This window comes from Marinoscillum pacificum (assembly GCF_024714495.1).
GTDB classification, from domain to species: domain Bacteria; phylum Bacteroidota; class Bacteroidia; order Cytophagales; family Cyclobacteriaceae; genus Marinoscillum; species Marinoscillum pacificum.
Genome location: NZ_JAMZMJ010000020.1, coordinates 52693 through 63801, shown reverse-complemented (window position 1 = coordinate 63801; position 11109 = coordinate 52693). Strand labels below are relative to the sequence as shown.

At 41.4% G+C, this 11109-nt stretch carries 6 protein-coding genes; 3 read left to right on the top strand and 3 right to left on the bottom strand.

What is annotated here, in order from left to right; genetic code table 11:
- Window positions 1-144: 144 nt before the first annotated feature.
- Together NXS00_RS25715 and NXS00_RS25710 are read right to left on the bottom strand one after the other, a co-directional pair.
- The gene (locus tag NXS00_RS25715) at window positions 145-3597 is read right to left on the bottom strand and encodes a M43 family zinc metalloprotease (RefSeq protein WP_258102169.1); all 3453 of its coding nucleotides are present in this window, start codon (window positions 3595-3597) and stop codon (window positions 145-147) included.
- A gap of 200 nt (window positions 3598-3797) precedes the next feature.
- Window positions 3798-7190 (bottom strand): amidohydrolase family protein, encoded by a 3393-nt coding sequence (locus NXS00_RS25710; protein WP_258102168.1) that lies wholly within the window; start codon window positions 7188-7190, stop codon window positions 3798-3800.
- Between the two features lie 230 nt (window positions 7191-7420).
- Between NXS00_RS25710 and NXS00_RS25705 the strand changes: the two genes are divergently transcribed.
- Window positions 7421-7879: a CBS domain-containing protein gene (locus tag NXS00_RS25705; RefSeq protein WP_258102167.1), complete on the top strand. Its 459-nt coding sequence runs from the start codon at window positions 7421-7423 to the stop codon at window positions 7877-7879.
- A 1-nt stretch (window position 7880) separates the two neighbouring features.
- On the opposite strand, the gene NXS00_RS25700 is transcribed toward NXS00_RS25705, so the two are convergent.
- The gene (locus NXS00_RS25700; RefSeq protein WP_258102166.1) at window positions 7881-8387 is read right to left on the bottom strand and encodes a YciE/YciF ferroxidase family protein; all 507 of its coding nucleotides are present in this window, start codon (window positions 8385-8387) and stop codon (window positions 7881-7883) included.
- Window positions 8388-8855: 468 nt separating this feature from the next.
- On the opposite strand from NXS00_RS25700, the gene prfB reads away from it, so the two are divergent.
- Window positions 8856-9948 (top strand): peptide chain release factor 2 gene (prfB, locus tag NXS00_RS25695; protein ID WP_258102165.1). Its coding sequence is split into 2 segments (ribosomal slippage): window positions 8856-8915 and window positions 8917-9948, totalling 1092 coding nucleotides; the frame shifts between segments, so codons are not numbered across the junction.
- On the top strand, window positions 9948-11108 hold the full coding sequence (locus NXS00_RS25690) for an MFS transporter (RefSeq protein ID WP_258102164.1): 1161 nt from the start codon (window positions 9948-9950) through the stop codon (window positions 11106-11108). The genes prfB and NXS00_RS25690 overlap by 1 nt, the downstream gene beginning before the upstream one ends.
- Window position 11109 lies beyond the last annotated feature (1 nt).

The window sequence follows — 11109 nt, the reverse complement described above, 5'->3', positions numbered from 1 at the left end:
AAGACTAAATTTGAATTACGCACACGACTAATTTAATCAGTTAGTCACAAAAAAAGCCGAGAACTTAATTGTTCCCGGCTTTCTTTTTATAAAAAAGGAGACTGCCTTTTGAGACAGCCTCTTTTTTGTTGCTCTTTTTTTCCATCAACGCCTGATAAACTTCGTTTGATACGACTTATCAGCAGAATTCAATTGAAGAATATAAACACCAGCCTTTAACTGATCCACTCTAACCCTATGTTGATTAGTTGTCAATTTGAAGGATAACTGCATCTCCCCACTAACATCAAACACAAAAGCCATTAAGTCTTCACCTGTGTGCTTTTCAATAAACAATTCTTCTTGCACCGGATTGGGGAATACAGAAATATCAAGTTTTGAAAGACCTGTACTCAGCTCTATTTCATCAACCAAGAGTAGTGTCAATACAATTTCTGCAGACCATTCTCCTTTAATAATCTCCACACTAAGCGTATACTCATTCTGAGTTTCGTAATCAACAGCCTCTGTCAAAAACAGTTCACCAGTAGCGGCATCCAGCCTGAATGGGTATGAACCCTCTCCTAAAATACTAAAAGACAAATCAGCGAGATCAGCTTTAGCTACTTCTATCTGACCAATTTGTGTTCCAGGAATCGTATGTTCACTTAATTCAAAAGTTTGATCAGTGACTTCCGGTAAAGGCTCTTTCCAGCTAAGCTGCCACTGAAAAGGTTCTTCACTCCATTTCCCTGACCAGAATATCAATAGTTCATCTCCTGCATTTAATTCCTCTATCAAGAGCTCACTCTGAAAATTCATAGCATACCAGTCCACATCATCACTTTCACCGACAAGTGCAAGTCCACAGCCATCATAAACCCTCAAGTAAGTGTCCACATCTGTGAGGTTATTGGAAGAAATCAGCATATTACCCTGCTCAGGCATTACCACACGATACCAATTTTCTGCTTTCCCATCTAAAGGCTCTGAAGACATATCCACCTCTATTGCATTTACGCAGAGTGCACCTGGAAGGTCATTGTCCTCTACAGAAATATTCCATTGAATCGGGAGGTTTGCGTTTTCATTTTTCCAATGTAAAATGAGCGATTCACCTGCATTCACAGCATCGAGTATTACAGTACTTTGTTGAGTACCTTCCGAATCGTCATTTGAAGCCAACTGAACTGGATCTGCACAATTAGTAAAAATTTCCAATTCCGTATCCTGATCCGTCAGACCTACCGATGTGACTGTTAATTTCCCAGATCTTGGCATGGTAAAGCGACTCCAGCAATTCATGTAGTCTCCCGGTGTTTGATTGATCCCTTCAATGGACACATGAGCGTTATCACAAGCATCCCCAACTGCCTCAGGCATCACATGTATAGTCCAATCTAGCAACATGTTTTCATCGACCTCCCAAACCATATAAATAGTATCGTTTGGCTCAAAAAGTGGGCTATCATTCCACGGATAGGGCGAAATCGAATAGATATAATCCAGATTATTACAATCATCGCCCTTATACAAGTCGAAATTTTGCAAGCTCGAGTTTTCTCCAAAATCAAAAGTCAACATCGCGCGATAATCTGGAGTGATATAGCGAAACCACAATTCAAAATAATCCTGCGTTACCTCGTATGTATTGTGACCTTCTACAGCATTAAAAGTTAAATGACAGTTTTCTCCCGCAAGATCCTCATGTGATTGTATCATCCATTCAAAACCACTTCTATCTCCAAGATCTTCCCATTTTATTAAATAGGTTTCATCTGCACCCACATTACCCAACCGATAAACGCCAATGTTAGATGAGCCGACGAGCTCATCACAATTCCGATAGACCTGAAGATTGATTGACTCCTGGTTATCATCATTTTGATGTAAAATCACAAAATCACCCGCATAGGGCGTTGTAAAAGACGACCAGTGCTCAGCCCCCTCAAACGCGTTGGCACCAAGCACAGAAGTTGCCGGTGACATGCAAGATTCTCCCGCCTCCATTGGCAGCATCTCCATCCTCATCACTTCAGGCATCTTTCCTGTTAATAAGATGTAACAAGTATCTCCAGCCACTAAACCATCCGCACTCACACTACCTGCTCCAACAAAGCTAGCAACACCTCCAAAACAGGAATTAACAAAAACATCGATTGATGCATCTTCAGCGTCAATCTGAAGCTTCATGTTCTCAGTAATCACTGGATATTGATACCATATCCACCCAGAATCAACTGGCAAAACATTATCCCCATCTATTGCTAAAACTGGCAGGTCAGAAGTAGCTCCAATGAAATGATCAGACGTTTTGAGCTGCCATCCAAAATTCATTTCATTATCCAGGCTCTCCCATTTTATCAACACTTCCTCATCCTTCATCATGCTGTAGGTAACCAATGATTGTTTGTCGTTTCTGATATCATCATTGCTTTTCAAAACCTCACCACTACATGAAGAGTATAGCTCCAAATAGGTATCCGAAGAAGTAAGTCCCAAACTACTTATAGCTATCACTTCATCTTTCTGGGCAGTATAACTATAATACTGTGGCAGGGATTGAGTGCTGTGCTCCCCTTCATCTATAACAAGCGCACTCTGACAGTCAGAAACCACACGAACCAAATTTCTTCTCATGGGACTCACTTCTAAAACAGCTCGCATGCGTGCTTTCTGATCCAGGGTGAAAATATTCTTACAAGCATCAGGCGTATAGTCCATGTAGTTTTCAATCATGTCGCGAGTTTCGCAACTCACGTTTTCCAGACATTCTCTATTTGGGCTCTCAGCTGGAGGAGTATCCTCACAGTAATCATCTTTGGAACAATCTCCATCTCCCCAGATATGTCTCAGACCTAGCCAGTGACCCACCTCATGAGTGGCCACCCTACCCATGTTGTAGGGAGCAGTTGCTGTTCCATTCGTTCCAAAATATTGGGTTTTGATTAGTACTCCATCTGAATATTCAGGCAGAGCTTCATTGATACCTTCCAAACCAGAATTCACAGGGAACTGTGCATACCCGGAAAAACCCAGCCAATCAGGAAAATCAACCACCCATATATTCAGATATTTAGAAGGATTCCAATAAGTCTGTGGCTTCAGCTGCTCTTCTAGACTCTTACGCGTCCATTGTGTATTAAAACGCACCCTATCCACTCCTGGCTCAGACAGTAAAATGCCATCTGGACCTCTTTCAGCCAAAAAGAATTCAATCTTAGTATCAGCTCCATCAGGATTCTCATTGTAACCGTACCCTCTTCTGCGAAAGTCATCATTCAGCACCTCGATTTGTGATACCACTTGCTTAAATGAGATATTACTACCTTGTCCCTCAGGCTCTCCACTGTGTATCACATGCACAATTACAGGTATTCGATAAACCTCTTCTTCCTCAGATATTTTTCTGGAAGAAGAGTTAGTGATGTAATGCTTTAGCTGTTGCTCAAAACGAGTTTCCTGAAAGGAATAATGATAAATGCGTTGAAGAGAATCGATATAAGGTACAGTACCACAAAGTTCAGTTGGTTTTGTTGTATGCTGCCCTCTAGTAGGAATCCACAAAAAAGTAAATAATAGGAATAAAAAATGCAGGTTATACAACCTGTTCCTCATTGTCATAGCTGCTAGTAATAATTAGATGGTTAGGCTCGTTTCTAGTCACGGAAGGCTATTCAATGAGAAACGCCTGGAAACCGTTTTTAGAAAACTTTATATCAAACACCTATTTGTACGGAACCGAGGAAAAATGAGATGTGTTTTTTTACAAAAAAAGGCGATCAAATGATCACCTTTTTTCTATGTATTGCTTTCAATTATTTCTCACCAGGTAAATTCATGGTGCCTGGTCCTTGCTTGGTCCAATAGAATTTTGGAGCTTTTTTCTGTCTTGGATATACTTCATCCAGAGTATTCCCATCATAAAGTCTTCCATTTTTCATGACCTGGGAAACGCTGTTGGTATTCCGAATATCATCTAATGGATTCTTATCCATGATTACCAAATCAGCCAGTTTTCCTGCTTCTATTGATCCTAGATCATTTGAAAGACCTAGTGCTTTCGCTCCGAGAACAGTAGCAACCTTTAAAGCATCAAGTTCAGGCATTCCTCCGCTTTGGATAGACCATAGTTCCCAGTGATATCCTAATCCTTGTAGCTGACCATGTGACCCAACTCCTGATAATCCTCCAGCTTTTACCAGATCGCCTACAAACTCACCATGACGTGAAAATATATGCTCTTCAGGAATGAAATAAGCGCTTCTTCTCCTGGCTTTCGCATCAATCTCATCTTTTGGAGTGAAGAAGTTCAATTTAGGATCTCCAACGACATTCTCGGTAGCATAGTAATATTCCTCAGCCCATGGACCACCATAAGAAACTAACAGTGTAGGCGTATATGCCATTTGCGACTTAGCTACTAACTGAGTAACATCTCCATAGATAGGGTAAATCGGAAATGCATGCTCATGACCAGGATACCCATCAATCAATTGCGTAAGGTTAAGCTTCATATCCAATGCTCCTTCTGTGGTAGGCATCAACTTCTGCTCTTTTGCTGCCTGAATAATCCACTGACGATGTTGACGGTTTCCTGTCATATACATCTTGATGGTCTTAGTATTGAAATACTCTGAGTACTGCTTCAACACATCCTGGGCATGCTCTAAACTTTTGATATTGTAATACCAGAATCCTACTCCAGGACCCGTAGAATAAACTCTTGGCCCTAACAAATTACCAGTCTCCACCATATCTGAATAGGTCAATACATCCGTAGTTGATGTTTGAGGATCTCGTGTAGTAGTAACTCCATAAGCCAGGTTAGCAGCATACATCCAAACCTGATTTTTATGCAAGCCCCAATTTGGCCACATATGCGCGTGGGTGTCCACAAAACCTGGAGTAATAGTCTTACCACTCATATCGACCGTTTGTACTCCCTTACCTACTTCCAGGCTTCCTGAAGCTCCTACAGCTTTGATTCGAGCATTCTCAATCAGAATGTCGCCATTCTCAATCACTTCATCGCCATTCATGGTGATAATTCGCGCTCCTTTTAACAGCACACTTCCATCAGGAATGTCTTTTTCTACCTGAACCTTTACACGAATTTCATTCGGCTTATATCCTTCGTCCTCTTTTTCTTTCTCAGAATCCTTATCTTCTTCCTCCTTGTCTTCTTCAGAATCTTCATCTTCCTTCTTATCCTTTTTAGCTTCTTCTTCGGCTTTCTTTTTAGCCTCCAGCTCCTTTGTCACCTTCTCGGCTTCAGCCATGTCATAAGCGAAATAGGCATTGCCAAGAGTGAAGTTCACGGTATTTCCATCTGCATTCCAGTGAGCAAACTCACCACCAAAAGTGGTCAACTTCCAGGAAGGGAAAGAGGCACTTTCTGGATTGGAAACTGAAATAGAAACTGTCTCTGCTCCTACTGGAGGTACAGTTACTACAAATACATCATTGTTGATCTTCGCCAATGCACGATCACCTTTTGGTGCCATGTAGATATATTCAGAACTACTTGGCTCTCGCTGTGGCTCATTATAGGTTTCCTGAAGCGCATGCTCATGATTCAATGCTGGATAAGTCATGATTCCAGTGATCTTAATAATCTCTTTTTCATCCGAACCATCCCATCTCATAGACATCAGACCTTTCGAACCACTGTACATGTAAATTCGATTGTCTCCTTCCACAAAATGAAGATATCCTCGTCCGTTGGATGCTTCGATTCTGTTAATGTTACCGCCATCAGCATTAATCCAGCAGATATACTGACTTGCACCAAAAGCACCAGGATCAATTGCATTCTCATAAGCTTGAGCTGTCCCATACACGAATGCAATTCGATTGGTCTTTTTATCCCATGCCAGGTCAGAGTATGTCCCACCCTCATTGGTAAGTTTCACAGGTTTCCCTCCACTCGCTTTTACTTTATAGATATTACCTTCTTTGCCTTCCCAGGTAACGAAAGCAATAGATGAACCATCAGGAGACCATATTGGCATAGCCTCGGTATACTCGTTCTTAGTCAATCGCTTTGGAGTTCCATTCGGATAATCCATCACGTAAAGTCTATTCAAAGCCGTAAACACTATCTTATCGCCAGCAGGCGACCTTTTAGCATCTCGGATCTGAGTTACAGTCATTTCCTTTGCATCAGAAATAGGGTAATCGAAATGTACCATAGGTCCGAAATCCAATTCTTCATCCACTTCAAATGGTATTTCTGTTGCATCACCGCCATTGATTGGAATACTCCAAATTTTGCCGCCATAGGAAGCAATCACCTTTTGATTATCAGGCGTAAATGACATAGCTGGATATACTCCTAGTCGAGCTCTGGATTCCTGATCATCTCTTCTTACAGGATATGCCAACCAGCTCTCTTCACCAGTCAGCAAATTGCGCTTCATTAAACCTGTCTCTGTATTGTATCTGGTTCCATAAACCAACCATTTTCCGTCCGATGACAATGTTGGGCTGAATGCAGAACCGTAATTATTCGTCTGAGTGGTGATATCTCCAGTCTCACGATCATAAGTTGCCAGTTGATACTGTGGCATCTGAGCGTTGTAATTCCAGCTTCCTCTACGCTGCGCAAACCAGATAATCTGATCATTACTGCCAAACGCTGGTTCTATAGTTTGCAAAGATTCTGGCTTTTTCACCAGCTGAATACCACTCCCTCCATCTTTGTGATACATATGGAGCTGCAGGACCCTTCCGCCTTTCGCAGCAATCAGATAATTACCATCTGGCGTCCACTCAGCTGCCTGATAGTATTTATCTGTATCCTTGGTAATCTGATTAGGCTCAGCTTCCGAATCGGTTAGATCAAGCGTCCAGATATTCTCTGATCCACTTTTGTCCGAGGTAAATGTGATGGATTTTCCATCAGGGCTATATCGAGGATGAGTATCAAAAGCCATTCCCGTAGTGATTGGTGTAGCTTTTCCTCCAGTGATAGGCATGGTATAAATGTCACCCATCATATCAAAAGCTATCGTTTTACCATCAGGACTTACATCCAGTGATATCCAGGTTCCCTCAGTGGTTTTAAGTCGCAATTTTCTTTCAGGCTCAAGCGGTAATTCTTTTGTCGCCTTTTTTTCTTCGGTGGTGTCCTTTTTAGCAGTTTCTTCCTCCTGTGCAAAGCTCAGTAAGCTAAGAGCAAGAAAAAGCAAGGTTAAGTGTTTCCTCATTTGATTTCATTGATTATTCTCCAATCAATTTACCAGAAAAAAAGATGCTAGTAATAAAAACTTACACGAATGGAATACAGTGACTTTAAAGCACTTATCTACTATTTGAAATTAGAATTTACAATACCACATTCCGCTAACATCAAACCTAACGATCACCGAATCCCCTAGGAAAAGTCACTGACTTTTAGTAACTTATATGACACACTGAACCTTAAAATTGATCGATTATGGTAAAAAGCTATCGTGGAGTTCCTGTGGCCAAGCCAGCTGCCACAGCTCAAAAAGTTACTGTTTCTGACTACATGTCTACAAAACTGATCACCTTTCGTCCAGAACAACATATGGATGAGGTCATCAACACTTTGCTGAAATACAAAATTTCGGGTGGACCAGTAGTCAATTCAGAAAATGAACTGGTAGGAGTAATCTCAGAAGGAGACTGCATGAAAGAAGTAGTGCGTGGAAAATACAACAACATGCCCAACCTGAATGGCGTAGTTGCAGAGCACATGACATCCAATGTCATCAGCATCCCTCCTGAGACCAATATTTTTGACGCTGCCAAAATGTTCCTCGACAAACGCATAAGGCGTTTCCCTGTGGTCAATCATGGCAAACTAGTAGGCCAGATATCTCAAAAAGATATCATGCGTGCCGTTCACAATATGCAAAGCCAAACCTGGTAAGCTAGCCCTTGTCGTAGTTGAAAGCCTTGCGGTCTATGTCTAGATCTGCAAGTGCTACCAACTTACGATCCAACCTTTTCTCGGCATTCAAAATTTCATGGAGCATTTCCCCATCATTATATACTCCCAGAATTTTGGCATAAGTACAAACTGCGCCATAAGATGCCATTTTAAAATGCATGATCTGTTGAAGCATTAATACAATAGCTGCATCAGTTATTTCTGGAGTCTGACATGCCTCTACAACCGACATATTGTATTTAATCATGGACCTAATAGCATAACTTCTTTCGCCGTATTCTAGCGTAAATAAATCGTTGAATACCTGAAGCAATGTCATATGATTTTCAGTAGCCTGATGTTCATATTCGTCGATCACTCGACTCAAACCTGAATGCCAAACATTTTCTTTGATGTCCGGCAATACCTCTCTAAGGAAAACCTCAGCGTCATAAAGCTCACGCAATTGCTCTACCAGCAAGTCATGAAGGTCCAAAATCGTTTTCATCGTTATGTCATTTCTGTTGTTATTTATTGATACCTTTTAAGTTAGGTGACATGATATCGGTTTGGAATGATGGTTGTCATAGCCTTATATGATCTGTTAGAAAATCAGCTTGGAAATTGACTGTTATCATGGTCAATGTCAGATGAATGAATGAACTTCATATCAAACAAAAAGCCCAAGAAAGATGACAACTTCCAATAAACCCGGTTCAGTATTTAAAAGCTTTCATCACAGAATCAAAGATGGAGCAGCGCGTTATTTTGACAACAACCATTTCATGGGGATAGACCCTCTGGATCATTCTAAATTTCACGATATCTACGAAGACAAAAAGAAGGTCTCAAAATCAAAAAAATAGCATTCAATTCTCGAGCTGTAAATAATGTGTCAGAATCACAGAGATGATGGATGAACGTTTGTGTATCTTCGCAAACGAAAATTTTTCATCACAAAAATCAAGATTCTTAGATGACATCAGATCAGTTGAAAGACTTGAAGGCGCGTATCACGGCCTTGAGGAGGTATCTTTGACTATGATACCAAGAAAAAAGAAATAGAAGAAGAAGAATTGGTCACAGCCCAGCCTGACTTCTGGAATGATCCGGAAAAAGCAGAGCAGACCATGAAAGGAATTAGGGCAAAAAAATCCTGGACAGAGCATTACGAACAAGTGGAAGCAGCCGTTGAGGAAGCCGAAACCTTACAAGAATTTCTTGATGAAGGAGAAGGTTCCGAAGCAGAAGTAAACCAAGCATATGAAAAAGCCTTGAAAGAGGTGGAAGAGCTTGAGTTCAAAAAAATGCTTTCTGGTGAAGAAGATCAGCTTTCGGCAATGCTTCAGATCACTCCAGGTGCTGGTGGAACGGAAAGTAACGACTGGGCCGGTATCCTCATGAGAATGTACATCATGTGGGGCGAATCCAATGGTTATAAAGTAAAAGAAGTAGACTATCAAGCAGGTGATGTGGCTGGTGTGAAATCGGTTACTCTTGAGTTTGAAGGTCCACTTGCTTATGGTTTCCTTAAATCAGAAAATGGCGTTCACCGATTGGTACGTATCTCTCCTTTTGATAGTGGAGGACGTAGACACACGTCTTTTGCCTCTGTTTATGTGTATCCTGTTGTAGATGACTCTATTGAAATAGACATCCATCCAAATGACATTGAGATGCAAACATCTCGATCAGGTGGAGCTGGTGGACAGAACGTAAACAAAGTAGAAACAAAAGTGCAGCTGACTCACAAGCCTACAGGTATTGTGGTAGTGTGTCAGGTAGAACGTTCTCAGCTTGCCAACCGCGAGCGTGCGATGCAGATGCTTAAATCACAGCTATATCAAGCTGAGATCGAAAAGCGAAATGCAGAGCGTGATAAGGTAGAAGCTGGAAAAATGAAGATCGATTTCGGATCGCAGATCAGAAATTACGTACTTCATCCTTACAAATTGATTAAAGATGCACGTACAGGACACGAAAGAACGGATGTTCAGAATGTACTGGATGGTGACATTAATGATTACATTAAAACCTTCTTGCTGCACGGGCAGGAAGAAGGTAACTGATGCTAAAAAGATACTCTGGCCAGTTTTGGCTACTATCTTTTAGCTCCTATTTGTTCTTCTCCTCTTTCAACATGCTGATTCCTGAATTACCAGGTTATCTAAGCAGAATGGGAGGAGAAGAATATTTGGGGCTGATCATCTTCCTATTCACTGTTACCGCAGGAGTATCACGCCCATTTAGTGGCAAGCTCACCGACAAGTGGGGACGAATTCCTGTCATGCTTGTTGGAGCTATCGTATCTGGCGTTGCGGCACTGCTATATCCGGCATTCACCACCGTTTGGGGATTTTTATTCATTCGTTTATTTCACGGTTTCTCAACTGGTTTCAAACCAACAGGAACTTCAGCTTACATCGCAGACATAGTACCGGCTAATCGACGTGGTGAAGCACTTGGCATAAGCAGTTTCTTCGGAACGATAGGTATGGCTAGCGGCCCAGCAATTGGCTCATGGATCTACAATGAGTTTGGCATCAGTAGTTTGTTTTACACGAGCTCCATCTTTGCGTTTGCATCAGTAGGTATCCTGTTTGGAATGAAGGAAACACTTTACCCCAGAAGCTCTTTTCATCCCGGCATGTTAAAGATTGGGCTTAAAGACATTTTTGAAAAGAATGTATTGGCCCCATCCATCGTCATGATATTGACGACTCTCTCCTTTGGAACCATTCTTACACTTACTCCTAACTTTAGTGATTTCCTGGAAATTGGCAATCGGGGACTTTTTTTCAATGTCTTCACTGGTTCCTCACTACTGGTAAGAATTGTTGGTGGCCAAATATCTGATCGACATGGACGGCTATTCACCTTACGAATCAGCACCTTCATCATGTTTATCAGCATGGTCATCATTGGCCTTTCGGACACACCTACCCAGTTCTTTGTAGGAGCATTTCTTTTCGGTCTGGGCTATGGATTTAATTCTCCTACCCTCTTTGCCTGGACCATTGACCTGTGTCAGGATCATAACAGAGGTAAAGGAATAGCCACATTATACATTTTCCTGGAAGTAGGAATAGGGCTTGGCGCACTCATCTCAGGCACTGTATATCAAGGATTTAATGAGCGATTTGCATGGATATTTGGTGTAGCTGGACTTTTTTCTTTAATTGCCTTCTTATACATCATTACCTATAAGCAAAATAAACAACCCCAATAAG

Bases quoted from the DNA above. Each gene is read 5' to 3' on its own strand.
- NXS00_RS25690 (WP_258102164.1), top strand. From the start codon at position 9,948: ATGCTAAAAAGATACTCTGGCCAGTTTTGGCTACTATCTTTTAGCTCC.
- NXS00_RS25700 (WP_258102166.1), bottom strand. From the start codon at position 8,387: ATGAAAACGATTTTGGACCTTCATGACTTGCTGGTAGAGCAATTGCGT.
- NXS00_RS25710 (WP_258102168.1), bottom strand. From the start codon at position 7,190: ATGAGGAAACACTTAACCTTGCTTTTTCTTGCTCTTAGCTTACTGAGC.
- NXS00_RS25715 (WP_258102169.1), bottom strand. From the start codon at position 3,597: ATGAGGAACAGGTTGTATAACCTGCATTTTTTATTCCTATTATTTACT.
- NXS00_RS25705 (WP_258102167.1), top strand. From the start codon at position 7,421: ATGGTAAAAAGCTATCGTGGAGTTCCTGTGGCCAAGCCAGCTGCCACA.